This is a genomic window from Mesorhizobium sp. WSM4828, from assembly GCF_055811175.1.
On record NZ_JBVVQK010000003.1, the window covers coordinates 260044 to 286043 of the forward strand.

The 26000-nt window shown below is 64.3% G+C and carries 26 protein-coding genes and 1 tRNA gene; 20 read left to right on the forward strand and 7 right to left on the reverse strand.

Features of this window, described 5'->3' with window-relative positions; translation table 11 throughout:
• Positions 1 to 35: 35 nt before the first annotated feature.
• The 3 genes from AC0L2X_RS05960 to AC0L2X_RS05970 all read right to left on the reverse strand — a co-directional run bounded on the left by AC0L2X_RS05960 (position 36) and on the right by AC0L2X_RS05970 (position 1897).
• On the reverse strand, positions 36 to 845 hold the full coding sequence (locus AC0L2X_RS05960) for a DUF2182 domain-containing protein (protein ID WP_473558445.1): 810 nt from the start codon (positions 843 to 845) through the stop codon (positions 36 to 38).
• A gap of 60 nt (positions 846 to 905) precedes the next feature.
• On the reverse strand, positions 906 to 1544 hold the full coding sequence (locus AC0L2X_RS05965; protein WP_023719685.1) for a DUF1326 domain-containing protein: 639 nt from the start codon (positions 1542 to 1544) through the stop codon (positions 906 to 908).
• Positions 1545 to 1807: 263 nt separating this feature from the next.
• A tRNA-Ser gene (locus AC0L2X_RS05970) sits at positions 1808 to 1897 on the reverse strand.
• A gap of 338 nt (positions 1898 to 2235) precedes the next feature.
• Between AC0L2X_RS05970 and AC0L2X_RS05975 the strand changes: the two genes are divergently transcribed.
• The 3 genes from AC0L2X_RS05975 (at position 2236) to AC0L2X_RS05985 (ending at position 3985) form a co-directional block, all read left to right on the forward strand.
• Entirely contained in the window at positions 2236 to 2913 is a 678-nt protein-coding gene (locus tag AC0L2X_RS05975) for a 50S ribosomal protein L21 (protein WP_473558448.1), read from the forward strand.
• A 97-nt stretch (positions 2914 to 3010) separates the two neighbouring features.
• The gene (gene rpmA / locus AC0L2X_RS05980) at positions 3011 to 3280 is read left to right on the forward strand and encodes a 50S ribosomal protein L27 (protein WP_023678077.1); all 270 of its coding nucleotides are present in this window, start codon (positions 3011 to 3013) and stop codon (positions 3278 to 3280) included.
• 117 nt (positions 3281 to 3397) lie between these two features.
• Positions 3398 to 3985, forward strand: coding sequence for a GNAT family N-acetyltransferase (locus AC0L2X_RS05985; RefSeq protein WP_473558450.1), 588 nt, complete (start codon positions 3398 to 3400; stop codon positions 3983 to 3985).
• 172 nt (positions 3986 to 4157) lie between these two features.
• Here AC0L2X_RS05985 and AC0L2X_RS05990 read toward each other — a convergent pair whose 3' ends face one another.
• On the reverse strand, positions 4158 to 5027 hold the full coding sequence (locus AC0L2X_RS05990; RefSeq protein ID WP_473561858.1) for an endonuclease/exonuclease/phosphatase family protein: 870 nt from the start codon (positions 5025 to 5027) through the stop codon (positions 4158 to 4160).
• A gap of 172 nt (positions 5028 to 5199) precedes the next feature.
• Here AC0L2X_RS05990 and obgE point away from each other — a divergent pair, with 172 nt between their 5' ends.
• From obgE to AC0L2X_RS06015, 5 genes are all read left to right on the forward strand, one after another.
• Complete coding sequence (gene obgE / locus AC0L2X_RS05995) at positions 5200 to 6231, forward strand: GTPase ObgE (protein ID WP_352465645.1); 1032 nt, start codon at positions 5200 to 5202, stop codon at positions 6229 to 6231.
• A gap of 2 nt (positions 6232 to 6233) precedes the next feature.
• Positions 6234 to 7388, forward strand: a complete 1155-nt coding sequence (gene proB / locus AC0L2X_RS06000; protein WP_473561859.1) for a glutamate 5-kinase — start codon at positions 6234 to 6236, stop codon at positions 7386 to 7388.
• Positions 7389 to 7401: 13 nt separating this feature from the next.
• Positions 7402 to 8688, forward strand: coding sequence for a glutamate-5-semialdehyde dehydrogenase (locus AC0L2X_RS06005; RefSeq protein ID WP_473561861.1), 1287 nt, complete (start codon positions 7402 to 7404; stop codon positions 8686 to 8688).
• 250 nt (positions 8689 to 8938) lie between these two features.
• Positions 8939 to 9526, forward strand: a complete 588-nt coding sequence (locus AC0L2X_RS06010) for a nicotinate-nucleotide adenylyltransferase (RefSeq protein WP_352489440.1) — start codon at positions 8939 to 8941, stop codon at positions 9524 to 9526.
• Between the two features lie 72 nt (positions 9527 to 9598).
• Positions 9599 to 10888: an MFS transporter gene (locus tag AC0L2X_RS06015; protein ID WP_473561863.1), complete on the forward strand. Its 1290-nt coding sequence runs from the start codon at positions 9599 to 9601 to the stop codon at positions 10886 to 10888.
• A gap of 26 nt (positions 10889 to 10914) precedes the next feature.
• Here AC0L2X_RS06015 and AC0L2X_RS06020 read toward each other — a convergent pair whose 3' ends face one another.
• Positions 10915 to 11772, reverse strand: a complete 858-nt coding sequence (locus AC0L2X_RS06020; protein WP_352489207.1) for a mechanosensitive ion channel family protein — start codon at positions 11770 to 11772, stop codon at positions 10915 to 10917.
• A gap of 239 nt (positions 11773 to 12011) precedes the next feature.
• On the opposite strand from AC0L2X_RS06020, the gene rsfS reads away from it, so the two are divergent.
• From rsfS to AC0L2X_RS06060, 8 genes are all read left to right on the forward strand, one after another.
• Entirely contained in the window at positions 12012 to 12389 is a 378-nt protein-coding gene (gene rsfS / locus AC0L2X_RS06025; RefSeq protein ID WP_023678068.1) for a ribosome silencing factor, read from the forward strand.
• Between the two features lie 61 nt (positions 12390 to 12450).
• Positions 12451 to 12933, forward strand: coding sequence for a 23S rRNA (pseudouridine(1915)-N(3))-methyltransferase RlmH (rlmH, locus tag AC0L2X_RS06030; RefSeq protein WP_473561865.1), 483 nt, complete (start codon positions 12451 to 12453; stop codon positions 12931 to 12933).
• Between the two features lie 151 nt (positions 12934 to 13084).
• Entirely contained in the window at positions 13085 to 14428 is a 1344-nt protein-coding gene (locus AC0L2X_RS06035; RefSeq protein WP_473561866.1) for a murein hydrolase activator EnvC family protein, read from the forward strand.
• Entirely contained in the window at positions 14429 to 15754 is a 1326-nt protein-coding gene (locus AC0L2X_RS06040; RefSeq protein ID WP_352489210.1) for a S41 family peptidase, read from the forward strand.
• A gap of 201 nt (positions 15755 to 15955) precedes the next feature.
• Positions 15956 to 17152 (forward strand): divergent polysaccharide deacetylase family protein, encoded by a 1197-nt coding sequence (locus AC0L2X_RS06045; RefSeq protein WP_473599404.1) that lies wholly within the window; start codon positions 15956 to 15958, stop codon positions 17150 to 17152.
• Position 17153: 1 nt separating this feature from the next.
• Positions 17154 to 17675, forward strand: coding sequence for an RNA pyrophosphohydrolase (locus tag AC0L2X_RS06050; protein ID WP_473599405.1), 522 nt, complete (start codon positions 17154 to 17156; stop codon positions 17673 to 17675).
• A 29-nt stretch (positions 17676 to 17704) separates the two neighbouring features.
• A complete protein-coding gene (gene alr, locus AC0L2X_RS06055) occupies positions 17705 to 18886 on the forward strand; it encodes an alanine racemase (RefSeq protein ID WP_473599406.1) in 1182 nt (393 codons plus the stop codon).
• A 138-nt stretch (positions 18887 to 19024) separates the two neighbouring features.
• Positions 19025 to 20281 (forward strand): D-amino acid dehydrogenase, encoded by a 1257-nt coding sequence (locus tag AC0L2X_RS06060; protein ID WP_473599407.1) that lies wholly within the window; start codon positions 19025 to 19027, stop codon positions 20279 to 20281.
• Positions 20282 to 20320: 39 nt separating this feature from the next.
• Here AC0L2X_RS06060 and AC0L2X_RS06065 read toward each other — a convergent pair whose 3' ends face one another.
• Positions 20321 to 21202, reverse strand: coding sequence for a LysR family transcriptional regulator (locus tag AC0L2X_RS06065; protein ID WP_473599408.1), 882 nt, complete (start codon positions 21200 to 21202; stop codon positions 20321 to 20323).
• Between the two features lie 376 nt (positions 21203 to 21578).
• Between AC0L2X_RS06065 and AC0L2X_RS06070 the strand changes: the two genes are divergently transcribed.
• The 3 genes from AC0L2X_RS06070 (at position 21579) to AC0L2X_RS06080 (ending at position 24298) form a co-directional block, all read left to right on the forward strand.
• Positions 21579 to 23075, forward strand: coding sequence for a CoA-acylating methylmalonate-semialdehyde dehydrogenase (locus AC0L2X_RS06070; protein WP_473599409.1), 1497 nt, complete (start codon positions 21579 to 21581; stop codon positions 23073 to 23075).
• Positions 23076 to 23381: 306 nt separating this feature from the next.
• Positions 23382 to 23678 (forward strand): hypothetical protein, encoded by a 297-nt coding sequence (locus tag AC0L2X_RS06075; protein ID WP_473599410.1) that lies wholly within the window; start codon positions 23382 to 23384, stop codon positions 23676 to 23678.
• Between the two features lie 305 nt (positions 23679 to 23983).
• Positions 23984 to 24298, forward strand: coding sequence for a hypothetical protein (locus AC0L2X_RS06080; protein WP_352465658.1), 315 nt, complete (start codon positions 23984 to 23986; stop codon positions 24296 to 24298).
• A gap of 14 nt (positions 24299 to 24312) precedes the next feature.
• Here AC0L2X_RS06080 and AC0L2X_RS06085 read toward each other — a convergent pair whose 3' ends face one another.
• Entirely contained in the window at positions 24313 to 24966 is a 654-nt protein-coding gene (locus AC0L2X_RS06085; RefSeq protein WP_352714511.1) for a GntR family transcriptional regulator, read from the reverse strand.
• 103 nt (positions 24967 to 25069) lie between these two features.
• Between AC0L2X_RS06085 and AC0L2X_RS06090 the strand changes: the two genes are divergently transcribed.
• Positions 25070 to 25963 (forward strand): dihydrodipicolinate synthase family protein, encoded by an 894-nt coding sequence (locus AC0L2X_RS06090; RefSeq protein ID WP_473599411.1) that lies wholly within the window; start codon positions 25070 to 25072, stop codon positions 25961 to 25963.
• Positions 25964 to 26000 lie beyond the last annotated feature (37 nt).

The following is a 26000-nucleotide window of genomic DNA, read 5'->3' on the forward strand; positions in this document are numbered from 1 at the left end:
CCGATGTGTTCGGAATTTCACCACCCGGCTGGGGGCTAGCCGCTCATCCAAGGCATCTCGATCGCGCCGAACGATACAGCGATCCCGAGGGCCATCAGCGCAATGCCCAAAGCAACTTCGAAGCGCCGGCCGCGCTGCAGCAGCTTCTCGACGAAGACGACCAGCGTCAACAGCAGCATCCAGGCGACGCTCATGATGCCCACCGCGACCAGCACGGCAAACAGAGCCCAGCAGCAACCAAAGCAATAGAGTCCGTGCCGCAGCCCCATCTCGAGCGCGCCAACCCGCCCGTCGCGCCAATGCTGCGCAACGAAAGCGAGCGGCGAACGGCAATGGCTGAGGCAAATGTGCTTGAGGGTCGTGAATTGGTAGAGTCCGGCGACGCCAAGCGTGATGCCGAGCGCGAGCGGCGCCCATTTCGAACGCTGAGGCGGATCGAGGCTCGCCGCAAACTCGCTTCCGAGCTGGACCAGGACATACACGAGCAGGCCCGCCGCCGCCCAGACGAGCAGGTAGCCCGCGACGAATATCCACGCCGGAATGGCGACGTGCTGTTCGCGCCTAGCCTGCGCCGCCGCGAACATAAAGATCATGGGCGCGGCCGCCGGCAGCATCATAGCAGCCATCATCACCGTCCATACAGCAAGAAAGGCGGCGGCGCCGGCGAGTGACCAGCCGTCGGCGGCAATTCCGGCCATCGCCATGCCGGCCATGCCTTCCATACCCTCCATCCCGCCGCGCACCGCAATGCCCATAGGCATATCCATGCTGAAGGTCTGATAGAGGGTGAGCGCCCACGCCGCTGCAGTCAGCCCGACGAGCGATGCGAGCAGACCGAGCGGCATGCCACGCAAATTCCGGAGCCGCCACGATTTCCCGGGAAACGCGTCAGGCATCGGCACGCCCTAGTTCGGGCCGGTCCAGTCGAACGGAATGTGTTTGCTCGAGCGGGCCGTGCCCGTCCAGTCGAGCCCGAAGCCTTTGGTGCTCACCTCGACCGAACGCCCCCAGGTGGCAACCTGGCCCGGGCCGACCTCCGAGCCCGGCGGGTTGATCGTCTGCACCCGCTTGCCGGGTGGTGTTGTGGGACCTGAAAGCGCTTCCGCATGCCCGACGACGAGGCCAGGAATCTCGACCCGCCAGGTGGCAAGGTCGCCCGCCACCTCGAAAGTGATCGGCACGAACTCCATGCCACGCATCTCGCCGATGTTGGCGGCAAAACCCGCCGGCCAGCCGCCGGCCTGCCCGCCGAAGATCGCTTGCAGGGCTTCACGTTGCCGCTCGTTCGCCTTCTCGTCGAGGTACATGCCCATCACGGCCTTTGCCTCGCCGGCCCATAGATTGCCTTCGAACTCGCCGAGCGCCACCAGCGACAGGCCGTCGAGCTTCACGTCGCCATACTGACCCTCGCGTACATGCCAGGCGAGCACGCCCTGGCAATGGTTGCCGGTCGGCCGCTGGGCGAACTCGCAAGGGCAAGGGATATCGCAGCTGCAGATGTCGAACCAGTCGCCTGCGAGCCGCCATTGAGGCACTGCATTCATGGCTCTTCCTCCCGGAATGTAGCGCCATTTATACGTCGAAGGCGGGGCACACTCCAGCAGTTAGTGCATCGCTCGCTGATTTTGGTGGACTTGCCGCCCCAGAAACAAGTCACCGCGTTTTGATCAGCAACTGCTCGCAACAGAACCCAGCAGCTTTGCGCTCACCCTCTGTTCCAGTAGAATCGTCACAGGACTGCAATTGAGCTTCGCGCCGTCACGAGCGTTTACGGCTGAGTTCGGCAGGTAAAATCAAAAATTATCAGTGGCGGAGAGGGAGGGATTCGAACCCCCGATGGGCTTGCACCCATGCCGCATTTCGAGTGCGGTGCATTCGACCACTCTGCCACCTCTCCGCGGTCATGGTCCGCCGTTGCCGGCGCGGCGCACTAGATAACGGCTGGACCGGCAGGTTACAAGGGCCAATCTGCCCCGGCGCCGCAGGTTCCCGTTCGTGCTTTCTTCAAGGTTCCGGTAGCCGCTGTTCGATATTTGCCGGACTGGGCTCAACTCACTCGCCGCTTGCCCGCGGCGCTTGCCTTGACTCAAGCCGAACCTTCGGTTAGGGACAGCGCGCAATCGGCGTGGAGGGATCTTCCGCGCCGCTTGTTTTTTGAACCCGCAGACTGACAAAAAGACGGCCGAACCGCCTGAAGCGGTTCATCAAGGCCGACCGAACAGCGAAAGGCAAAAAATGTTCGCAGTCATCAAAACGGGCGGCAAGCAGTATCGCGTTGCCGCCAACGATCTCCTGAAGATCGAAAAACTCGAAGCCAATGTCGGCGACATCGTCGAAATCGGTAATGTGCTCGCGCATGGCGAGGGCGAGAACGTCACGTTCGGCGCGCCGTTCGTCGATGGTGCGATGGTCACCGCCGAAGTCGTCGAGCAGGGCAAGAACCGCACCGTCATCGCATTCAAGAAGCGTCGCCGGCAGAATTCCCGCCGCAAGATCGGCCATCGCCAGCTTTTGACCACTGTCAGGATCGCCGAAATCCTGCTGGGCGGCGCCAAGCCGGCGAAGAAGGCCGCCGCCAAGACCGAAGTGAAGGCAGAAGCCGCGCCAAAGGCCGAAGCGAAGGCAGAGGCTGCGCCGAAGAAGGAAGCCAAGGCCGAGACGACCGAGGACAAGGCTGCCGAAGCCGCCGCGCCGTTGTTCAAGGCGCCGAAGGGCGAGCCGGATGACCTGACGGCGATCAAGGGCATCGGCCCGGTCGCGGCCGGCCAGCTCAACGAACAGGGCATCACCACCTTCGCCCAGATCGCCAAGCTGTCCGACAAGGATGTCGCCAAGATCGACGAGCACATGCCGTTCAGCGCCGACCAGATCAAGGACTGGCGCGAGCAGGCCAAGGAATTGGCGAAGAAGTAGAACGAACGGCGCAATCGTCGCCGGATCGGACTTGAAACGGAACGCGAACGCGTTCATAAGATCGTTTAGGCGCCTCGCGGCGCATCGGAGTAGTTAGATGGCACACAAGAAAGCTGGCGGATCGTCGCGCAATGGTCGCGACTCCCATTCCAAGCGGCTCGGCGTGAAGAAGTTCGGCGGCGAAGCCGTGATTCCGGGCAACATCATCATTCGTCAGCGTGGCACGACGTGGCATCCCGGCACCAATGTCGGCATTGGCACGGACCACACGCTGTTTGCGCTCGAAGCTGGCGCAGTCACCTTCAACAAAAAAGCCAATGGCCGAACCTACGTATCGGTGAACCCGATGACGAAGGCAGCGGAGTAGCCGGTTCCGCACGAGAACACCGGCACCCATCTCGGGACCGGTGTCTGGCCAAGCCAGGAAAAGGATCAGGGGAGATGGGTTTCCATCTCCCTTTTTTCTTGCCTGGAGGACTTTGACATGGTTGCCGAAGCGGAAGCGACAGACGACGAAAGTTACACGATAGATTGTCCGGTGCTCGCGACCGAGCGGCTGGTCATGCGTGCCCCGCGTGAAAGCGACATCGAGCAATTGGTGGCGCTCGCCGACAACCGCCATGTCGCGGAAATGCTGGCTCGCATGCCGCATCCCTATGGCGAGGCGGAGGCACGCGCTTTCCTGGCCATGACGGCATCGCGCCGGCACGGAATCGCCTATGCGTTGACGCTGGCCGGCACCGAGACCTTCGTCGGCTGTGCCGGGCTCAACACTACGGATCGTGGGCTGGAGCTCGGCTACTGGATCGGCGAGCCGTACTGGAAACGCGGCTATGCGACGGAAGCAGCGCACGCACTGGTCGACCTTGCCTTCCAGAGAACCACGATCCAGGTGCTGCACGCCTCGACGCGGGTTATCAATCCGGCCTCGCGCCGGGTCATCCACAAATGCGGCTTCCAGTATGCCGGCCAGGGCATGCTGAATTCGATCGTTGCCGGCCAGGTGCCGGTCGAGCGCTACCGCCTCGACCGCAAGACCTGGACCAGCCTGCGGAACTGGGTGCATTTTTGAGGCATGCCAATGTTCAGGTGATGCCGGCCTGCGAATGGCGGCTTCCTGCGCTTCCGGTGCTCACGTACTTTAAGTACGCTCCGCTCCGGTTCTCGGAAGCCACCACTCTCGGCACGGCCTGACCTGAATCTCGACACACCTCGGCGCGAAAGATTGCGGACCAACGTTGACGTCACGCTATCTCGACCCAGACCGGCGAGTGATCCGAACCGGCCACTTGCCGGTCGACCCACAGGCGCCTCAGCGATTTGGCAAGCGAAGCGCTGGTGAAGATGTAGTCGATGCGCTTGTAGCGACTGGTATCGCCCGGCCGTTTGGGGTCGACCCAGGTGACGAGATCGGCGCCGGCAGCGCCGAGGCGCAAGGCGGCATCGACGGCGAGGTCGGCGGTCACCGGCATGCCGAATTCATGGTCAGGCTGGCCGGCGAGTTCGACGTGTTCCGGCGATCCGGCGAGCATGTTGAAGTCGCCCATGACGACGAAGCCATCGGGACAAGGCAGCTCCGGCAAGCCGATCTCGGCGACGCCGGAGAGCCCGCCGCCCTCGAGCGGGTAGTTCAACAGGCGCTGGCGCAGAAAGCGGATTTGGCTCAGGCGTTCAACCGGGCTGCGGTGGTCGAGATGGGTGGAATAGAAGCGGATCGGACCAAGCGGCGTTTCGATCAGCGCCTCCAGCGCGCCGCGCTGGAAGTTCATCGCCTCGAAACTGCGGCTGCGCGGCAAAAGGAGATTGCGCGACAGATGGATCGGCGTGCTAGACAGCACCATGTTGCCGAGCTGGAAGGTGGTCGTGATGGCGCGGCCGTTCTGCAGGCGCGAGCCGGCGTCGGCCTCGAAATTGCTGCCGTAGACGGCAAAATAGTCGGGCAGCGCCTCGCCGAGCTCGGCCACCATGTCGCGGCCGCCATTCTTCGGGTTGGCGCGAGTGACCTCCTGCAGCGCGATCACGTCGGCGCCGCGCACGGCATCGGCGATACGGCCGACATCGTAGCGGCCGTCGAGACCGACGCCGTAGTGGATATTGTAAGTTACCAGCTTCATTCCGACATCTCGCGCTTGGAAGCCGAGGATCGATTTTCGGCAAGGGGGTCAACCAAATGCTACGCGTCCAGAGATACGTGCGACGTTACAGTAGCAAAAACGGCCCTCGCCCTTCGACCCGCCTTGGTTTAGAGCAATCCCGCAAAGCCAATAACAGAAACCATACAATCCGATGAAATTTCTCGATCAAGCCAAGGTCTACATCCGCTCCGGCGACGGCGGCGCCGGTTCGGTGTCGTTCCGACGCGAAAAGTTCATCGAGTTCGGCGGCCCGGACGGCGGCGATGGCGGCCGCGGCGGCGATGTCTGGGTCGAGGCGGTCGATGGGCTGAACACGCTGATCGACTATCGCTACCAGCAGCATTTCAAGGCCAAGACCGGGACGCACGGCATGGGTCGCAACATGACCGGCGCCAAGGGTGCCGACGTGACGCTGAAAGTGCCGGCCGGAACACAGGTCTTTGCCGAGGACAATGAGACGCTGATCTGCGATCTGACGGTCGTCGGCCAGCGCTTTCTTTTGGCCAAGGGCGGCAATGGCGGCTTCGGCAACCAGCATTTCAAGACCTCGACCAACCAGGCGCCGCGCCGCGCCAATCCCGGACTGCCGGGCGAAGAGCTCAATATCTGGCTCAGGCTGAAGCTGATCGCCGATGCCGGCCTTGTCGGGCTGCCCAACGCCGGCAAGTCGACCTTCCTGGCGGCGGTCACAGCGGCCAAGCCGAAGATCGCCGACTATCCCTTCACCACGCTGCATCCGGGCCTTGGCGTTGCCCGCATCGACGGGCGCGAATTCGTCATCGCCGACATTCCCGGCCTGATCGAAGGCGCACATGAAGGTGTCGGCATCGGCGACCGCTTCCTCGGCCATGTCGAACGCACGCGTGTCCTTCTTCATCTTGTCTCGGCGCAGGAAGAAAATCCGGCCAAGGCCTACAAGACCGTGCGCGCCGAACTCGACGCCTACGGCAACGGGCTGACCGACAAGGTCGAGATCGTCGCGCTTTCCCAAGTCGACATACTCGATGCCGCCGCGCGCAAGACGAAAGCCGCCTCGCTGAAACGCGCCGCCGGCCGCGCGCCGATGCTGCTTTCGGCGGTCACCGGCGAAGGCGTCGAGGCGGTGTTGCGCGCGCTGATGGCTGTGGTGGCCGATGCGCGCGAAGCTGTCGCTGCGCCGGTCGAGACGCGCTGGAACACATAGCCATGGCCACGCAATCGCTGAAAAATTATCGGCGCATTGCCGTCAAGATCGGCTCGGCGCTGCTTGTCGACCGCACGGCGGGCCTGAAACGCGACTGGCTGGCCTCGCTTGCCGACGACATCGCCGTGCTGGCCAATGGCGGCGCCGAAATTCTCGTCGTGTCTTCCGGGGCGATTGCACTTGGCCGCACCATCCTCGGCCTCGGCAAACGAGCGCTGAAGCTCGAGGAGAGCCAGGCCGCTGCTGCCGTCGGGCAGATCGCATTGGCCGGCGCCTGGTCGGATGCGCTCGGCAAGAATGGCCTGAAATCGGGCCAGATCCTGCTGACGCTCGGCGACACCGAAGAGCGCCGCCGCTACCTCAACGCGCGGGCGACGATCTCGACGCTGCTCAAGATGAAGGCGGTGCCGGTCATCAACGAGAACGACACGGTGGCGACATCGGAAATCCGTTATGGCGATAACGACCGGCTGGCAGCGCGCGTTGCCACCATGATGGGCGCCGATCTCCTGGTGCTGCTCTCCGACATTGACGGGCTCTACACGGCACCGCCTGCGCGTGACCCGCAAGCTCGGTTCATTCCGATCGTCGACCGCATCACCCCCGACATCGAGGCGATGGCGGGTGCCGCCGCTTCGGAATTGTCGCGCGGCGGCATGCGCACCAAGCTCGATGCCGGCAAGATTGCAACCGCCGCCGGCACCGCCATGATCATCACATCAGGCACGCGGCTGTCGCCGCTGCTGGCAATCGAGCGCGGCGAGCGCGCCACCTTCTTCCGGCCGAGCAGCAGCCCGGTCAAAGGTTACAAGACCTGGATCGCCGGGCAGCTCGAACCGGCGGGGCGGCTGACCGTCGATGCCGGCGCCATCGGCGCGCTGCTCTCCGGCAAGTCGCTGCTGCCGGCCGGTGTCAAACTGGTCAGCGGCAATTTTGCGCGTGGCGACACGGTGGCGATCCTGTCGCCCGAGGGCCGCGAGATTGCGCGCGGACTGGTTGCCTATGATGCGGCCGATGCCGTAAGGATCGCTGGCCTGAAGACGACCGAGATCGAAACCGTGCTCGGCTACGAGGCGCGTTCGGCGATGATCCACCGCGACGACCTTGTGGTGAGCCATGCCGGTGGCGAGCAAGTAGTCGGTGACCAGGTTACATAGCGGAGGATGAGCCATGCTGACGCTGCATGAAAAATCCCGGGATGATACCGTCGTGCTGATGGCCGATATCGGCCGCCGCGCGCGTGCCGCGGCCCGGCCGCTGGCCATAGCTGCGGCCGAGCGCAAGCGCGCGGCGCTGGTCGGCATGGCTCAGGCTATCCTTAGGCATGAGCAGGATATCCTCGACGCTAATGCCATCGATATCAGGAATGGCGAGGAGGCTGGCCTATCGGCAGCGTCGATGGACCGGCTGAAGCTCGATCCCGCCCGGATCCGGGCCATGGCCGACGGTATCCGCGAGATCGCAAACCTCAGCGATCCGGTCGGCGATGTCATTGCCGCATGGGACCGGCCGAACGGGTTGCATATCGAACGGGTGCGCACGCCGCTCGGCGTCGTCGGCGTCATCTATGAGAGCCGGCCGAACGTGACCGCCGATGCCGGTGCGCTCTGCCTCAAGGCGGGCAATCCGGTGATCCTGCGCGGCGGCTCGGATTCGGTGAATTCTTCCGCCGCGATCCATGCCTGCCTGGTCGAGGGGCTGAAGGCAGCCGGGCTGCCGGAGGATGCCATACAATTGGTGCCGACCACCGATCGTGCCGCCGTCGGCGAAATGCTGAAAGGGCTTTCCGGCAATCTCGAAGTCATCATTCCGCGCGGCGGCCGCAGCCTGGTCGAGCGTGTGCAGAACGAGGCGCGGGTGCCGGTGTTCGCGCATCTCGAGGGCATCTGCCATCTCTATATCGACCGATCGGCCGATCTCGACATGGCGGTCAGGATCGCGGTCAATGCCAAGATGCGGCGCACCGGGGTGTGCGGTGCTGCCGAGACGCTGCTGGTCGACCGTGCCGTCGCCGCCACGCACCTGGTGCCGATCCTCGAGGCCCTACGGGCGGCAGGCTGCGAGATCCATGCCGATGCCGAGGTGCTGAAGCTTTATGCCGATGCCCAGCCCGCGACCGATGCAGACTGGGTGACCGAATATCTCGCCGCCATCATTGCGGTGAAGCTGGTCGACGGTATTGGCGGCGCGATCGAGCATATCGAGACGTTCTCCTCGCATCACACCGAGGCGATCATCGCCGAGGATGCAAACGCCGTCGAACGGTTCTTCAACGAGATCGATTCCGCGATCCTTCTGCATAACGCCTCGACCCAGTTTGCCGATGGTGGCGAGTTCGGCATGGGCGCCGAGATCGGCATCGCCACCGGCAAGATGCATGCACGCGGGCCGGTCGGCGTCGAGCAACTGACCTCGTTCAAATACCGCGTGCGCGGGTCAGGACAGGTGAGGCCTTGAATCCGTCCGCGGTCCGAGCCTGAGAGGCGTGCGCGCAGCCACCCCCCTCTGCCCTGCCGGGCATCTCCCCCTCAAGGGGGGAGATCAGCTCTCTTTCGCGATTTCGCCAATTGCCGGGCGGGCAGAGTTCATGCCGTCATTGAAACTGACGATCTCTCCCCTTGAGGGGGAGATGCCCGGCAGGGCAGAGCGGGGTGCCTGACGCATGCTTGCCTTGTCCGAACATGCCATATCCTCCCGCTATCTGAAGATGCCGCATGCCGGGAAAGGCGTGGCGGTCGGGCTGTTCGGCGGTTCGTTCAACCCGCCGCATGCCGGCCATGCGCTGGTCGCCGAGATCGCACTCAGACGGCTTGCGCTCGACCAGCTGTGGTGGATGGTGACGCCCGGCAATCCGCTCAAGAATGCCGGAGACCTGGCGCCGCTGGCCGAGCGGCTGCAGCTGTCTGAAAAGATCGCCAAGAACCCGAAGATCAAGGTTACCGCCTTCGAGGCGGCCCACCACGTCCGCTTCACCGCCGACACGCTGGCGTTGGTCAAGGCGCGTAACCCCGGCGTCGATTTCGTCTGGATCATGGGGGCCGATTCGCTTCGCGACTTCCACCGCTGGCAGCGCTGGCGCCGTATCGTGATGACGTTCCCGATCGCGGTGGTCGACCGGCCAGGTGCGACGCTGTCGTTCCTGTCGTCCGTGGTCGCCAAGACGTTCGACTATGCCCGCGTCGACGAAGGCGACGCACCGCGGCTCGCCCGCATGGACGCGCCGGCCTGGACCTTCATCCACGGCCCGCGTTCGTCGCTGTCGTCGAGCGCGATCCGCAATGTGGCAAAGGGCTGAGCGGGCGGAAGGCAAGTCCAGCCATGTCGCATTTGCCGCTGCCTTGACCTGCTTGATGGGCGATCCTCGGTCATGACGATTCTCGAGCGCGACCAGGACAAGAACGGTCTAGGGCAGCCGGCGCCGTCGATCGCCATTGCCAGCATCCTCTTGTCGATGGGGCTGATCGCCGTCGGCAATGGGCTGATGTTCGCCTATATCCCAGTCCGGCTCGGCGCCGAGGGCTTCGATCCGACATGGGCGGGGCTGATCGTCACGGGTCTTTCGGCTGGCGGCCTCGCCGGCTGCATCCTGACCGGGCCGCTGGTGCGGCGTGTCGGTCATGCCCGCGTGTTCATGGTGCTGTCGGCACTGATCGTGCTGTCCAACGCCGCGGTCGGCGTCGGGCCGCACCCATTGCCATGGATCGCTGCACGGGCGCTCTACGGCTTTGCCATATGCGGCCTGTTCATTGTCGCGCAGAGCTGGCTGAACGATGTCGTCGCCAACGCCATCCGCGGCCGGGTCATGGCTATCTTCTACGTTGCCTATGTCGCCGGACTCGGCGTCGGCTATTCGACCCTGGCGTTGATCGATATCCGCTCGGCCGATGCGCCGCTGATCGGCATTGCCTTCACCGCGCTGTCGATCCTTCCCGTCGGGCTGACGCGCCTCGCGCAGCCACCGGCGCCGCAAGCGGCGTCGGTGGCGCTCGGCCGCGCCTGGCGGATCTCGCCGGTCGGCGTTGCCGGCATGCTTGCCGTCGGCGGCCTGTCGATGACGATTTCGGGTTTTGCGCCAATCCATGCCACCGCCAGAGGCTACAGCCAGGCCGACGTCGCCTTGCTGCTTTCGGCAATGCCGGTCGGCACGCTGATCCTGCAGATCCCGCTCGGCTGGATTTCCGACCGCACCGACCGGCGCTTTGTGCTGATCGCGGCGTCGGCGCTTGCCACCGCGGCGGGCCTGTTTGCGCTGGGTTTCGACGGTGGCGCGCTGGCGGCGCTGCTCGTCATCTACGTGGTCTGGGACGGCGCCTCGGAATCGATCTACTCTCTGGCCAGCGCCCATGCCGGCGACCGCGCCGGCAAGGACGACATGGTGGCGCTGTCGAGCTCGCTTCTGTTCGCCTGGTCGCTGTCCGGCTTCGTCGTGCCCGGCATTGTGACCGGGCTTTCCGCCATCTACGGCACGCAGGCCTTCATCTATGTGGCGATCGTCATTGCCGCAGCCTACTGCCTGTTCGTTCTTTGGCGGGTCGTCATGGTGCGGCCGGTGCCCGCCACCGAGACCGGCAGTTTCGCGCCGATGACGGCGCAGGCGCCGTTGCCCGTCGATCTCGCCTTCGCGCCCGAAGGTCAGCGCGGGCGCGGAGAGCTTTGAACGCCCTCCAGCTGGTTTCAAATGCTTTATTGCCGTGTGGCTGAGGCATCGGGCTGCGGCGCTTTCGGCGCCGGCGCCGGGACCGAAAGGCCCTCGGCATCGAACGCCTGCTTGACACTCTTGGTGAGGTCGATCTGGGCGGCGAAGAAGTCGGCGGCTGCCGTCCAGTAGCGCAAGGTGATGGTGACGGTGCTATCGCCGACAGTCGCGACAAAGGCGATCGGCGCCGGCTGCCGCCTGACACGCCGGTCGGCGGCGGCAACGCCAAGCATGGTCTTTTGCGCGAAATCGATGTCGTTCCACGAGCCGATGCTGAGCGTGATGTCGCCGCGGCGCACGCCGTTGCGGGTGAAATTGCGGACCGGCTGGTTCCACAGGGTCGAGTTGGGTGCAAGCACGTAGACGCCCTCGACCGTTCTCAGCGTTGTGGCAAACAGCCCGATCTCCTCGACGGTACCGGATATGGCGCCGACTTCGACATATTCGCCGATGCGGAACGGCCGCAGCGCCAGGAGCATGATACCGGCGGCAATGTTCTGCAGCGTGCCTTGCAGCGCCAGGCCGATGGCCAGGCCGGCGGCACCGATAGCGGCAATGATCGAAGCCGTCTGCACGCCGAACTGGCCGAGAACCATGATCACGACCAGTCCCAGGATAGCGTAGCGGACGACTTGCGAGAAGAAATGGCGGAGCGTTTCGTCGAAACCGTGAACGTGGCCGAGGCCGGCGTAGATCGAACGCTCGGCGAGGCCGGCGACGATGTAGCCAATGACCAGCAGGATGACGGCGCCGACCGCCGAAAGCGAGTAGGAGACGATCAGCGTGCTAAGTTGCGCAAGGCCGGATTGCACAGTGAGGAGAGCGTTCTGGGGATCGATTGGCATGTCGGGATTCCGGTTCGTGGATGAGCCGATAACCGCTGCGGGGCGGGGCGGTTCCGAATTTCTCGCCCGAAAAGCCGCATATTCGGCCGCTGCCGGGCGCCTGCTTGCGAGCGGTGTCTTGAAACTGCAACCTAACTCTGCCTATCTAAGCAGTGTCACCTGATTTCATAGGTGATTTGGTTGTTCTTGCTGCGAAAGGAAATACACTGAGAACAGCACTTCGGAAGAAGGCCGACATCGTGCCTTCGCCGGCCGGGATCAGCGTAAACGACGCCGTGTCCCGCGCCATCAAGACAGTCCTTGCCAGTCTGGAAGACTCCAAGGCCGAAAACATCGTCTCAATCGACATTCAGGGGAAATCGAGCCTCGGCGACTACATGGTCGTCGCATCGGGTCGATCGCACCGTCATGTCTCGGCTGTTGCCGATCATCTCCTCAAGGCGCTCAAGGATGCCGGGCTCGGCACGGCGCGCGTCGAGGGGCTGGCTGGCGCCGACTGGGTCCTGATCGATTCGGGCGACATCATCGTCCATGTCTTCCGTCCCGAGGTCCGCGACTTCTACAATCTCGAAAAGATGTGGCAGGCGCCTGATCTCGAGGAGGAGACCCTCCACTGAGCCGTACTCGTCTTGATGCATGTCGTTGTCCGACATGCATCAGCGGCTCTTCGAGGCAAGGATGAAGATTACCGTTCATGCCGTGGGCCGAATGAAAGCCGGCCCCGAGAAGCAGTTGGCCGATCGCTATTTCGAGCGTTTTGCCAAGAGCGGTCCTGCCGTAGGCCTCGAATTCGCCGGGATCGTCGAGATTGCCGAAGGCCGCGCGCAGACGGCCAATGAGCGCCGGCGCGAGGAAGGCCAGAAGCTGCAGACGCACTTGCAGCCGGGCACGGCGCTGATGCTGCTGGATGAGCGCGGCAAGAACCTTTCCTCCGAGGATTTCGCCGGCCGCATAGGTTCGCTGCGCGATGGCGGGCGCAAGGCGCTGGTGATTGCCATTGGCGGCGCCGACGGCCATGACCAGTCGCTGCGCGACCTGGCTGATCTGACGGTGTCGCTCGGCGCGCCGACCTGGCCGCATCAGCTGGTCCGCGTGATGCTGGGCGAGCAGCTTTACAGGGCGGCCACGATCCTTTCCGGCCACCCCTACCATCGTTCATGAAGTCGGCTCGGTCGGCGAATTGACGCCAGCCGCCCGGATTTTTGCCCCAATGCTCATCGACAGTTTGGGCGCATGGGGTTTGCGGATGGCGGCCGGGGCTCGAACATGGTTGATGGTTCGTTAACGAAGCCGCGCATAGAGTTAGGCTTCAATGTCTGAAGACTGGAAATCACGAACGGGCTCCTGGCGCGTACGCTGCGGCATCGCCGTGGCGACGATCGCGCTTTTGCTCGGCGTCGCGCGGGCCGAGAACACGCTCGACCTGGCGCCCGACCCGGACCAGAGCCGCGCCGAATACGAAAAAGTATCGAAAGAGATCACGCTGTCGTCCGAGCGGCTGGCCAAGCTCGCCGCCGACATAGCGGCGGTCAAGAAGGACCACGCCTCGATCACCGCGGCGCTGATCCAGTCGGCGATGACCGAGCAGAAGCTCGGCCAGGACATCGAGGACATTGGCGGCAAGCTCGAAGGGCTGAAGGCGCAGGAGCGGAAAATCCGCGCCTCACTGGCCGCCAGACGCGACGTTCTGGCCGAAGTGCTCGGCGCGCTTCAGCGCATGGGGCTTAACCCGCCGCCGGCGATCCTGGTCAAGCCCGAGGACGCACTGTCGTCGGTGCGCAGTGCCATCCTGCTCGGTGCCGTGGTGCCGGAACTGCGCCTGCAGACCGACATGTTGCTGGCCGACCTCAAAGAGCAGTCGCGGGTGACGGCCTCGATCGAGGCCGAGCGGGCGCGGCTGACGGCAGCGGTCGGCGAGCAGGCGGCGGAAAAAAAGCGGCTCGGCATGCTGCTCGAAGCCAAGCAGAAGCTCGCCGCCGATACGCAAACCGCGCTGGCCGCCGAAAAGCAGCGATCCGCGACGCTGGCGGCCAAGGCCGGCAGCCTGAAAGAGCTGATCGCATCGCTCGAGGCCGACAGGGCCCGCAAGGCGGCGGATGCGGCCAAGGCGGCCGAGCAAAAGACCGCGGACGCCGACAAGGGCCCGGCATCAGCCCCACCGCCCACGGAATTGGCCTCGCTGCCGGTGCCGGAGAGCAACAGGCTCACCGCTGCTGCGCCGTTTTCCGCGCTTCAAGGACAGATCGCGCTGCCGGTCACCGGCAGGATCAAGCGGCGCTTCGGGGCCAATGACGGTAACGGCGCGGTGATGCTCGGTGACATGGTTGCGACACAATCGGGAGCCATCGTCACAGCGCCGGCGGATGGAAATGTGCTTTATGCGGGGCCTTTCCGCTCTTACGGTCAACTCTTGATCCTGAATGCGGGTGACGGCTATCATGTCGTCCTGGCGGGGATGAGCAGAATCAGCGTCGCGTCTGGCCAGTCGGTGCTCGCAGGTGAGCCGGTCGGCGCGATGGGAGAGGCCCGGGTGGCGAGCACCTCGGCATCGAAGAATGGAAATGCCACGCCGGAGCTCTATGTCGAGTTCCGCAAGGATGGAAAACCCGTCGATCCGGCCCCATGGTGGGCGGACCGTTTTTCTGGAAGGACGTGAATGATGCGGAAACTGTCGCTTCTGTTTGCCGGTGCGCTGATGGGTGCATCGGCGATGAGCCTGGTCTATGGCGCGCCCGGCTCGACGGCGAAGGCTGCGGGCTCCGAGACCTATAAGCAACTGGCGATCTTCGGCGACATCTTCGAACGGGTACGTGCGAATTATGTGACGCCGCCCGACGACAAGTCGCTGGTTGAAAATGCCATCAACGGCATGCTGTCCTCGCTCGACCCGCACTCCTCCTACATGAACGCCGAAGAAGCGCAGGACATGCGCGTGCAAACCAAGGGCGAGTTCGGCGGCCTCGGCATCGAGGTCACCATGGAAAACGACCTGGTCAAGGTGATCACGCCGATCGACGATACGCCGGCCGCCAAGGCAGGCGTGCTCGCCGGCGACTATATCGCCAAGATCGACGGCGAGGAGGTTCGCGGCCTGACGCTCAACGACGCCGTCGAGAAGATGCGCGGGCTGGTCAACACGCCGATCAAGCTCACCATCCTGCGCCAGGGCGCCGACAAGCCGATCGAACTGACGGTCGTGCGCGATATCATCAAGGTCAAGGCGGTCAAGTTCCGGGTCGAAAACGACATCGGCTACATGAAGATCACCTCCTTTACCGAAAAGACCTATGACGACCTCGAGAATGCCATCGACACCATCAAGAAGCAGGTGCCGAACGACAAGCTCAAGGGCTACGTGCTCGACCTGCGCCTCAATCCGGGCGGTTTGCTCGACCAGGCGGTGAGCGTGTCGGATGCCTTCCTCGACCGTGGCGAGATCGTCTCGACGCGCGGCCGCGATCCGAAGGACGTCACCCGCTTCGACGCGCGGGCCGGCGACGACATCGGCGGCAAGCCGCTGATCGTGCTCGTCAACGGCGGCTCGGCCAGTGCCTCGGAAATCGTCGCCGGCGCGCTGCAGGATCTGCGCCGCGCCACGGTGGTCGGCACGCAGTCCTTCGGCAAGGGTTCGGTGCAGACCATCATCCCGCTTGGCGAGAACGGGGCGCTGCGGCTGACGACGGCGCTCTATTACACGCCGTCCGGCAAGTCGATCCAGGGCAAGGGCATCACGCCCGACATCAAGGTCGACCAGCCGCTGCCGGCGGAACTGCAGGGCAGGGACCTGACGCGCGGTGAATCCGACCTCAAGGGCCACATCAAGGGCGCCGACGAAGGCACGACCGGTTCGGGTTCGGCAGCCTATGTGCCGCCGGAACCGAAGGACGATTTGCAGCTCATCTTTGCCGAGCAGCTGCTGCGCGGCCAGAAGACCGATCCGGCGTTCCCGCCGAATCCGCAAAAGGCCGTGTTGAACCAGTAAGGGCGGGCAAGCCGGGCCAAACAGGTCTGGCTGCCTGAGCGAAGCGATGCGATGCTGCCGGGGCCGCGAGGCTCCGGCAGTTTGATTCGGGGCTGCGGCCGGCATGCTGCGCGTCCAGTGAAGCAAGGGGACGCGCCGACATTTTGGATTTTGCGCCTCCGGAGAAGGTTTACTTCGGGGATGCACGCCGGGGGTGCGGGCTTGGCTGATATCGGCAGGGACATAGAACGACCGCTTGGACAGGCGATCCGGCCGCCGCGCTCAGGCAGCGGGATCAGCGCCGGTGCGTTCGCGGCCGCGCTTGTCGTGCTGTCCGTGGTCGGCGTCTCCAGCGCGATCGCCCTACGCGACAAGCCGTTCCGGAAGCTGCAAGAAGTAGCCGTTTCGACGCCGAAGACGCCGGCGGCGGATACCGCCGTGGCGTCGGCCAAGGCGACGCCCGACTTAGCAGCGCCAAGCAACGCAAGTGGCGCCAACATAAGCGGGCCGAAGACGGGCGGTCCGCAGATCATCCATGTCCAGACCGAAGAGGGCGACGGTCCACCCGAGGCGGCCATCGTCATTCGCGACCCTTCGACGATCGGCCAGAATCTCAGGATCGCGCACATTCCCGACAAGGCGCTGGTCGAGGCCAGCGAGACCGGTCTGCTGCCGATCCGCGCCGCCGACGGCCGGCGCCCGTTCGATGTCTATGCGCGGCCGTGGTCCGGGGCTCGCGGCGCACGCGTGGCGCTCGTCATCGGCGGGCTTGCCGTGTCGCAGACCGGCACGCAGGCGGCCATCGCCAAGCTGCCGGCGGAAGTGACACTGGCCTTCGCGCCGCAAGGCAACAGCATCGGCCGCTGGATGCAGGTGGCGCGGCAGAGCGGCCATGAGGTCATCATGCAGGTGCCGCTCGAGCCGTTCGACTATCCGAACGTCAATCCCGGCCGTAACACGCTGACCGTTGCTGCAACGCCGGATGAGAATTTGAAGAATTTACGCTGGGCGCTGTCACGAACGACCAACTACACCGGCGTCATGAACTATATGGGCGCCCGCTTTTCGGCCGACGCGACGGCGATGGGGCCGTTGATGGCCGAGCTTGGCAAGCGTGGTCTGGCCTATGTCGACGACGGTTCGTCGGCGCGCAGCCTAGCACCAGAATTGGCGCTGAAGGACGGCGTGCCGTTCGTCGGCGGCGATACGGCGATCGACGCGGTGCAGGACCGCGGCGCCATTTTGAAGAAACTGGATGGGCTGGAAGCGACGGCGCGAGCGAAAGGCTTTGCCGTCGGCATCGGCTCGGCCTTCGACCTGACGGTGGATACCGTGTCTTCCTGGGTGACCGAGGCCAAGAAGCGCGGCATCGAGATCGTGCCGATTTCGGCGGTGGCCAGAGATCCGGAAAAAGGCTGAGATGGCAAAGAACAAGCTCGTTGACGCCGAGACACTGCCCTACCGGCCCTGCGTAGGGGTGATGGTCCTCAATGAGGCCGGCCTGGTCTGGGTCGGCCGTCGCATTGCCGAGCCGGACAGTGAATTCGCTGGAACGACACAGCTCTGGCAGATGCCGCAGGGCGGCATCGACGATGGCGAGGAGCCGCTGCTCGCGGCGGAGCGCGAGCTCTACGAAGAGACCGGCATGCGCTCGGTGTCGCTGCTGGCCGAGGCGCCGCACTGGATCAACTACGACCTGCCGGCGCATCTGGTCGGCGTCGCCTTCAAGGGACGATATCGCGGCCAGACGCAGAAATGGTTTGCCTTCCGCTTCCACGGCGACGAAAGCGAGATCGCGATCAATCCGCCACCTGGTGGCCACAAGGCCGAGTTCGACCGGTGGGCGTGGCGGCCGATGCTGGAATTGCCGGATCTGATCGTGCCGTTCAAGCGCAAGGTCTACGAAGACGTGGTGGCAGCGTTCCGGCACCTGGTGGCGTAGCCGCCGGCCTTCCGCTAAAACAGGTCGGCATGAACGACATCTCCTCCAGGAAATCCAGCAAATCTCTTCCGCAGACCGTCGCTCCACCGCAGGCTGGCGCCCCGAGCGAGCCGATCAGCGAATCGGCGGCGGGGGCGATCCTGACCATCGATCTCGGCGCCGTCCGTGAGAATTACCGGCGGCTGAAGGCGCGGCTGGGCGGCGTCGGCTGCGCTGGAGTGGTCAAGGCCGACGGTTACGGGATTGGCGCGGCGCCGGTGGCCGCGGCGCTGATGGCTGAGGGCTGTAACATTTTCTTTGTCGCGCATTTGGCCGGCGGCATCTTGCTGCGCAAGGCGCTCGGCTCAGACCCGGCCATCTACGTGCTGAACGGCATTCCGCCGGGTGCGGAGGCTGAAGCGGTTGCGGCGGGGCTTTGCACCGTACTCAACAGCGCCAGCCAACTCGCGGCATGGCGCGAGATGGCCGGGCGGGTGGGCCGTAAGTTGCCGGCCGCCCTCCAGATCGACAGCGGCATGTCGCGGCTCGGCATGACGCCGTCCGAGGTGAAGGCAGTGGCGCGGGATCCGCAGGCTTTCGACGGTGTCGAACTGACGTTCGTGATGAGCCATCTCGCCTGCGCCGACGAACCCGAGCAACCGGCCAACGAGCGGCAGCGGCTGGAATTCGAACGGCTGCGCCGGATGCTGCCGGAGGCGCCGGCTTCGCTTGCCAATTCATCAAGCATTTTTCTCGGGCAGCGCTATCACTACGACCTCGTCCGTCCGGGTGCCGCTCTCTACGGCATTAATCCGACGCCGGCGAAGGACAATCCGATGCTGCCGGTGGTGCGATTGCAAGCCAAGGTCATCCAGACGCGGATATTGGAGGCCGGCGCCGGTGTCGGCTACGGCCACACCTTCCACACCAAGGCCCCGCTTGCCGCTGCGACGATCTCGCTCGGCTATGGCGATGGCTGGCATCGACGCGCCGCTTCTGCCGCCTGGTTCGAAAATGTACGGCTGCCCTTCATCGGCCGGGTTTCAATGGATTCGATCATCCTCGACATTTCCGCATTGCCGCCCGGCAGGCTGCAGGCCGGCGACCTTGTCGAACTGATCGGGCCGTCGTCGCAGACGGTGGACCAGGTAGCCGGCCAGGCCGGCACTATCGGCTATGAGGTCTTGACCAGCCTAGGCCACCGTTTCCACCGGCGCTATGTGAATGGCTAGGACGCAAGCTTGTTGTCCTCACGCATGTCTTTTCCCTAAGCATCGGCACTTGGCTGACGCCACAGAATCCGGCAGACAGAAGGCGGCGATGATCCCGGTCTCGAATCCCGACGAGATGCCGCCGCGGAGAACCAAACGATGAAGATCTTCGTGCTGGGCGGCGGCGTGATCGGGGTCACCACCGCCTATTTTCTTGCCGAGGCCGGCCATCAGGTGACGGTGATCGATCGCCAGAAAGGCCCGGCGCTGGAAACCAGCTTTGCCAATGCCGGCGAGATCTCGCCCGGCTATGCCTCGCCCTGGGCCGGGCCCGGCGTTCCGCTGAAGGCCATCAAATGGCTTTTGATGAAGCACGGTCCACTGGTGGTGCGACCGGCCCTCGATCCGCATATGTGGATATGGCTGATCAAGATGCTGCGCAATTGCACGGCTGAACGCTACGCGCTGAACAAGGCGCGCATGGTGCCGCTGGCCGAGTACAGCCGCGACACGCTGAAGGCGCTGCGCGCGGCGACCGGCATCGCCTATGACGAGCGCGCCAAGGGCACGCTGCAGCTCTTCCGAACGCAAAAGCAGCTCGACGGCGTCGGCGGCGATGTCGAGGTGCTGAAGACCTATGGCGTCCCCTACGAGGTCCTCGACCCCGACGGCTGCATTGCGGCCGAGCCTGGGCTGGCCGGCGTGCGCGAAAAATTCGTCGGTGGCCTGCGGTTGCCCGGCGACGAAACCGGCGACTGCAAGATGTTCACCGACAGGCTTGCCGAGCTTTGCGCGGCACGCGGCGTCACTTTCGAATACGACACGGAGATACGGCGCGTCGTCAAGAAGCGCGATCGCATCACCAATATCAGCACCAGCAAGGGCTGGATGGTCGCTGATGCCTATGTGATGGCGATGGGCAGCTATTCGGCGCGGTTCATGCGCATGCTGAAGCGGCCCATCCCGGTCTACCCGGTCAAGGGCTATTCGATCACCTTGCCAATCAGGGACGCCGCCGCCGCACCGGTCTCGACCGTGATGGACGAGAGCTACAAGGTAGCGATCACCAGGCTCGGCGACCGTATCCGGGTCGGCGGCACGGCGGAGATTTCCGGCTTCGACCTGCGGCTGCACGAATCGCGGCGGCGCACGCTCGAACATTCGGTCGGCGACCTGTTCCCGGGCAGCGGCGACATGCGATCGGCGACCTTCTGGTGCGGGCTGCGGCCGATGACACCGGACGGGCCGCCGTTGATCGGCAGCACCGATTTCTCCAATCTCTATCTCAACACCGGCCATGGCACACTCGGCTGGACCATGGCCTGCGGCTCGGCCAAGGTTCTGGCCGACATCATCTCCAGCCGAGTGCCGGACATCGACGTCGGCGATCTCGGGCCGGGACGATACGCCAAGTAAGACCCCCAGCAGCTTAAGACAGCCGCCGGCCGATAGGCTTCACGCGAACAAACCCCTGTCCCGTTCGACGGCCTTGGTGATGAAGCTCGAGACGATCTGGACGCGGCGCAGCGGCCTGACCGATTCATGATAGACCAGCCAGTAGGCGCGGCGGATGGGTGCGACGATATCGAGAGGCACCAGCTCCGGCATCGAGCGGGCAACGAAGGTGTGCAGTATGCCGATGCCGGCGCCGGAACGCACCGCTTCGGCCTGGCCGAGCGCTGAGGAAATGGCGAAGCTGGTGCGCCAGTCGGCGCTGAATTCGGCCGCGTAGTCGAGCGAGGGACTGACGATCAGGTCCGGCACGTAGCCGATCAGCGTATGCTGGCCTAGCTCGGCGGCGGTTCCCGGCAGGCCATGCGTGCCGGCGTAGGTGCGCGACGCGAACAGGCCGAGCGTGTAGTCGACCAGCTTTCCCGCCACCAGGCGGCCTTCCGTCGGCCGTTCGACGGTGATGGCAATGTCGGCCTCGCGCCGGGACAAAGAGAAGGAGCGCGGCACCGGCACCAGTTGGATGGTGAGTTCACGGTGCAGAGCAGTCAGCGCGCCGAGGCGCCTGGCCAGGAAGGCGACGCCAAAACCGTCCGGCGCGCCGATGCGCACGGTGCCCGAGACGTCGTCGCCTTCGCCTGAAACAGTCGAGCGCGCGGCGATCATGTCGCCCTCCATGCGTTCGGCGATCTCGAGGAAACGCTCGCCCGCCGGCGTCAGCTCACTCCCGGTGGTAAGCCGGCGAAACAGTTTTGTCCTGAGCGCATCCTCGAGTGCGGCAATGCGGCGCGAGACGGTCGCGTGATTGAGCTCCAGCCGCCTGGCAGCGCCCAGGATCTGGCCCGCACGCGCCACGGCAAGGAAGATGCGGGCATCATCCCAGTTCATCGGGATGGTCCGGATGATAACGACTACAGCAGCGCTCTACGGCGCCCCCCTCTGTCCTGCCGGACATCTCCCCCTCAAGGGGGGAGATTAGCAGCTTCGCTGCAGGCGCCTCTCTTGCTGCGGTGAAGATTTGCGAAGGCGGGCGTGACGTCCAATCTCCCCACTTGAGGGGGAGATGTCCGGCAGGACAGAGGGGGGCGGTGAAGGATCTCAATCTCAATCCGTATATCTGCAACTACATCTCTCTCATTTGCGGGAATTGATGCCCTGTCGTCAATCGCACTCTATTCTCTGCACAACGGTTGCGTTTTCGCTCGCGTTGCCATCGCTTCCGCAAAGGCGGACAATGCATGATCACGAACCAGGGAGAGAGATCATGATCGAATACGGTCATTTCATCGGCGGCAAGCGCGTCGCCGGAACCAGCGGCCGCAAGCAGGACGTCATGCAGCCGATGGACGGCACGGTGCGCGGCACGGTGGCGTTGGCTTCGCAGGCGGAATTGCGCGCTGCGGTCGAAAACGCCAAGGCCGCACAGCCCGGCTGGGCGGCGACCAATCCGCAGCGGCGTGTCCGCGTCCTGATGCGGTTCCTCGAGCTGGTCGCCAAGGAGTATGACGCGCTGGCCGAGATATTGGCGCGCGAACACGGCAAGACCATCGCCGACGCCAAGGGCGACATCCAGCGCGGCCTCGAAGTGGTCGAGGTCTGCATCGGTGCGCCGCATATGATGAAGGGCGAGTTCACCGATGGCGCCGGCCCCGGCATCGACGTCTATTCGATGCGCCAGCCGCTCGGCGTCGTCGCCGGCATAACGCCGTTCAATTTTCCGGCGATGATTCCGTTGTGGAAGATCGCGCCGGCCATCGCCTGCGGCAATGCCTACATCCTCAAGCCCTCGGAGCGCGATCCGGGCGTGCCGATGCGCATTGCCGAACTGTTCATCGAGGCCGGCCTGCCGGCGGGCATCCTCAATGTCGTCAACGGCGACAAGGAAGCGGTCGACGCCATCCTCGACGATCCCGACATCAAGGCTATCGGTTTCGTCGGCTCGACACCGATCGCCCAGTACATCTATTCGCGCGGCTGCGCGGCCGGCAAGCGCGTGCAGTGCTTCGGCGGCGCCAAGAACCACATGATCATCATGCCGGATGCCGACATGGACCAGACCGTCGACGCGCTGATCGGCGCCGGCTACGGCTCGGCCGGCGAGCGCTGCATGGCGATCTCGGTGGCCGTCCCCGTCGGCAACGACACCGCCAACCGGCTGATGGAAAGACTGGTGCCGCGCGTCGAGAGCCTGAAGGTCGGTCCGTCGACGGATTCGTCCGCCGATTTCGGCCCGCTGGTCACGGCGCAGGCCCTGGAGCGGGTCAAGTCCTATGTCGACACCGGCGTCAAGGAAGGCGCCAAGCTGGTCGTCGACGGCCGCGGCTTTTCCATGCAGGGTTACGAGAACGGCTATTATATGGGCGGCTGCCTGTTCGACAACGTGACCGCCGACATGCGCATCTACAAGGAAGAGATCTTCGGGCCGGTGCTGTCGGTGGTGCGCGCACCGACCTACGAGAACGCCATCAAGCTCGCCAACGAGCACGAAATGGGCAATGGCGTCGCCATCTTCACCCGCGACGGCGACGCGGCGCGCGACTTCGCCTCGCGGGTCCAGGTCGGCATGGTCGGCATCAACGTGCCGATCCCGGTGCCGATCGCCTACTACACCTTTGGCGGCTGGAAGGCGTCCTCCTTCGGCGATCTCAACCAGCACGGGCCGGACGCGTTCCGCTTCTACACCAAGACCAAGACGGTGACGTCGCGCTGGCCGTCCGGCGTGAAGGATGGTGCCGAGTTCGTCATCCCGACGATGAATTAGCCGGACGGTTTTCTGTCTGCGCGTCCTCGCCTTCGGCTTCGGGCGCGCGGGCCGGCGTGAAGGATGGCGCCGAGTTCGTCATTCCGACGATGAACTGATCCAAATCGCAGAAAGCAGACAAGGCCCGAGCACCAAGCTCGGGCCTTTTTGTCGCGGTCTTCATCGGCATGAACACTAATGTGATGGAACCAAGAAGCCAGCAATCTTCTTAGGTTTCAGTCCTGCCGCGAAGGAGACGCTGGCAGATCAACCAACGGCGCTGGTGACGGCTCCGGGGGACATCGTCCGGCGCAAAGGAGGTGTCAGATGACACGTCTCATGGCGACTATAGCTTGCGCTGCGATGGCGCTTTCCGCCGTCCCGGCAATGACTGCCGAGCAATGTGCGGCACGCGCCGATATGGTCAAGGCGCTCGGCGAGAAGTTTCATGAAAACCCTAGCGCGGTCGGCGTCGTCAATCCGAATGTGGTGCTTGAAGTCTTCGTTTCCGACAAGGGCACATGGACCATCCTCGCCAGCGACACAAAAGGTCAAAGCTGCGTGATTTCAGTCGGCGAAGGCTGGGAAAGCGCGATGACGATAGCGGCGCTGCCAGGCACCTGAAGTAGGCCTTTCCTATTCACCTGGCCGCAGCCTCGGCACGGTAGCCGGGCAGCGGCCTTATTCTCGGCGACCTTGAAACGGATCTCCCCGCGCCCGCTTGAGGCGCGCATCGCTTGCTATTTTTCGTTAGCGATACCATATATCGAACATAGCGAGAACATCCAGAATCGTTCCCGCTGACGGCAGACCGGAACACGGAAAGGAGCGACGCGATGATGACGTCGGAACCGGCCTGGATCGCTCCGGCAAAATGAGGCCGTCAATCACCTCCCTTTGCCGGATCGCGATGGCAAAGGAGGTGCCCTATGGCACGCAAATCGCTGTTAGGATGGGTGAAGACCGTAGCTTTTGCCGGCTTGTTCGCGGTGGGTACGAATGCCGCAAGCGCCCAATATCAATACTGCGTTGAACATGGCGCCCTCGTCGCCCACCTGACTGAGAATTTCCAGGAAAAACAGTTTGCTCTCGGACTGATCGGTCAGGAGGCGGTCATGGAAGTTTTTGTCGCCGATAGCGGAAGCTGGACGGTCATCGTGACCGACGTCGCCGGCAGAAGCTGCATTGTCGCAGCCGGCGAAAATTGGGAAAGCGTGGAGGCCCTGCCCGGCCAAAACTCATGAGGGAGCGGGCGGCGTCAGCGCGTAGCAGCTGCCTCAGCGTGGCCGCGCAGCAGCGCCATCAGCCGCTTGGCGTCCTTGGCCGCGGCCTCTTCGTCGCCGGCGAGTATCGAGCGGATCAGCGCGACGTGGTGCTCGGCGGATTCGGCCAGTCCGGTATCGGCCTTGTAGCGGAACCAGAAGCGGCGGCTGTGGGTTTGCAAGGGCGCCGCCAGGCGCGCGGCGAACGGGTTGTCGGCAGCCAGCGCCAGCGCTTCGTCGAGCGCCTTGTCGGCCTGGATGAAATAAAACACATTTTCCGAAATCACCGCCTTTTGCATGGCAAGGGCAGCGTCATGAAACAGGTCGGCGGCCTCGCGGGTGACGAAGCGGGCGGCCGAGCGGGCAAGCACCACCTCGACGCCACGGCGGGCGTCGAGGACACGCAGCCAGTCGCCGGGGTGAAGCGGCGCGATGGCGATGCCGGCGCGCGGCCGGACCTCGAGCAGCCCCTCCCAGGCCAGCCGCTGGATCGCTTCGCGAACCGGGGTGCGGCCGAGGCCGAGCCTGTCGATCAGCGCCCCCTCGGTGATGAAGCTCGCCGGCGCCAGTTCGAGCGTTACGATCATGTGCTCGAGCCTGCGGTAGGCCTTCGCAGTTGCCGGCTCGGAGCCCGGGTTGTCATATACCAATGCGGTGTCTCCTGATATATTGTTGATATATCATAGCGGATTCAATGTTGACAGCCGGCTTCTTAAGAAATATACGACTGATATATCAGATGGAGCGACCGACATGTGGGCCGGAGTCTTCCCCGCCGTTACGACCAAATTCACCGAGGACGACCGCCTCGACCATGCCGAGATGGAGCGCTGCTTTGCGCTGCAGATGGAGGCCGGCTGTGACGGCATCATCGTCTGCGGGTCGCTTGGCGAAGGCCCGATGCTGTCGCATGACGAGAAGATCGACGTGCTGAAGACCGCGCAGAAGATCGCCGGCAAGAAACCGGTGCTGTTGACGGTCAACGAGGCCGGTACACGCGAGGCTGCGGCGATCGCGCGCCGCGCCGCAAAGGAAGGCGCCAACGGTTTGATGGTGGTGCCGAGCCCGATCTACCATACCAATGCCGAGGAGACGGTCGCGGCACTCAGCGCCGTCGCCGCGGCCGGCGACCTGCCGGTGATGATCTACTCCAACCGGCTTGCCTACCGCGTCGACGTCACTGTCGACCAGATGGAGGAGTTGGCGAAGGACCAGCGCTTCGTCGCCATCAAGGAGTCCTCCGACGACATCCGCCGCTCGACCGAGATCATCAACCGTCTCGGCGACCGCTACGACCTGTTCACCGGCGTCGACAATCTTGCCTTCGAGGCGCTGTCGGTCGGCGCCATCGGCTGGGTGGCGGGCCTGGTCACCGCATTCCCGCGCGAGACCGTCGCCATCTACCAGCTGATGAGACAGGGCCGCCGCGAGGAGGCGTTGAAAATCTACCGCTGGTTCCGGCCGCTGCTCGACCTCGACGTCTCGACCTATTTGGTGCAGAACATCAAGCTCGCCGAAGTCTTGGCGATCAACACCAACGACCGCGTGCGCATGCCGCGCCAGCCATTGTCGGGCGAGCGGCGCAAGGCAGTCGAAAAGATCGTCAGGGATGCGCTGGCGGTGCGGCCAGAGCTGCCGGCATTCTGATCCAGTCGCTTTGATGGCATTTGCAGATGTGCAGCGC

What these genes read in the sequence shown, in the direction of transcription:
- rlmH (WP_473561865.1), top strand. Translation starts at nt 12,451, where the DNA reads ATGAAGATTACCGTTCATGCCGTGGGCCGAATGAAAGCCGGCCCCGAG.
- AC0L2X_RS06090 (WP_473599411.1), top strand. Translation starts at nt 25,070, where the DNA reads ATGTGGGCCGGAGTCTTCCCCGCCGTTACGACCAAATTCACCGAGGAC.
- obgE (WP_352465645.1), top strand. Translation starts at nt 5,200, where the DNA reads ATGAAATTTCTCGATCAAGCCAAGGTCTACATCCGCTCCGGCGACGGC.
- AC0L2X_RS05985 (WP_473558450.1), top strand. Translation starts at nt 3,398, where the DNA reads ATGGTTGCCGAAGCGGAAGCGACAGACGACGAAAGTTACACGATAGAT.
- AC0L2X_RS05960 (WP_473558445.1), bottom strand. Translation starts at nt 845, where the DNA reads ATGCCGCTCGGTCTGCTCGCATCGCTCGTCGGGCTGACTGCAGCGGCG.
- AC0L2X_RS06050 (WP_473599405.1), top strand. Translation starts at nt 17,154, where the DNA reads ATGGCAAAGAACAAGCTCGTTGACGCCGAGACACTGCCCTACCGGCCC.
- AC0L2X_RS06080 (WP_352465658.1), top strand. Translation starts at nt 23,984, where the DNA reads ATGGCACGCAAATCGCTGTTAGGATGGGTGAAGACCGTAGCTTTTGCC.
- AC0L2X_RS06060 (WP_473599407.1), top strand. Translation starts at nt 19,025, where the DNA reads ATGAAGATCTTCGTGCTGGGCGGCGGCGTGATCGGGGTCACCACCGCC.
- alr (WP_473599406.1), top strand. Translation starts at nt 17,705, where the DNA reads ATGAACGACATCTCCTCCAGGAAATCCAGCAAATCTCTTCCGCAGACC.
- AC0L2X_RS06065 (WP_473599408.1), bottom strand. Translation starts at nt 21,202, where the DNA reads ATGAACTGGGATGATGCCCGCATCTTCCTTGCCGTGGCGCGTGCGGGC.
- AC0L2X_RS05975 (WP_473558448.1), top strand. Translation starts at nt 2,236, where the DNA reads ATGTTCGCAGTCATCAAAACGGGCGGCAAGCAGTATCGCGTTGCCGCC.
- AC0L2X_RS05965 (WP_023719685.1), bottom strand. Translation starts at nt 1,544, where the DNA reads ATGAATGCAGTGCCTCAATGGCGGCTCGCAGGCGACTGGTTCGACATC.
- AC0L2X_RS06015 (WP_473561863.1), top strand. Translation starts at nt 9,599, where the DNA reads ATGACGATTCTCGAGCGCGACCAGGACAAGAACGGTCTAGGGCAGCCG.
- AC0L2X_RS06005 (WP_473561861.1), top strand. Translation starts at nt 7,402, where the DNA reads ATGCTGACGCTGCATGAAAAATCCCGGGATGATACCGTCGTGCTGATG.
- AC0L2X_RS06035 (WP_473561866.1), top strand. Translation starts at nt 13,085, where the DNA reads ATGTCTGAAGACTGGAAATCACGAACGGGCTCCTGGCGCGTACGCTGC.
- AC0L2X_RS06070 (WP_473599409.1), top strand. Translation starts at nt 21,579, where the DNA reads ATGATCGAATACGGTCATTTCATCGGCGGCAAGCGCGTCGCCGGAACC.
- AC0L2X_RS06010 (WP_352489440.1), top strand. Translation starts at nt 8,939, where the DNA reads ATGCCGCATGCCGGGAAAGGCGTGGCGGTCGGGCTGTTCGGCGGTTCG.
- proB (WP_473561859.1), top strand. Translation starts at nt 6,234, where the DNA reads ATGGCCACGCAATCGCTGAAAAATTATCGGCGCATTGCCGTCAAGATC.
- AC0L2X_RS06040 (WP_352489210.1), top strand. Translation starts at nt 14,429, where the DNA reads ATGATGCGGAAACTGTCGCTTCTGTTTGCCGGTGCGCTGATGGGTGCA.
- AC0L2X_RS05990 (WP_473561858.1), bottom strand. Translation starts at nt 5,027, where the DNA reads ATGAAGCTGGTAACTTACAATATCCACTACGGCGTCGGTCTCGACGGC.
- rpmA (WP_023678077.1), top strand. Translation starts at nt 3,011, where the DNA reads ATGGCACACAAGAAAGCTGGCGGATCGTCGCGCAATGGTCGCGACTCC.
- AC0L2X_RS06020 (WP_352489207.1), bottom strand. Translation starts at nt 11,772, where the DNA reads ATGCCAATCGATCCCCAGAACGCTCTCCTCACTGTGCAATCCGGCCTT.
- AC0L2X_RS06075 (WP_473599410.1), top strand. Translation starts at nt 23,382, where the DNA reads ATGACACGTCTCATGGCGACTATAGCTTGCGCTGCGATGGCGCTTTCC.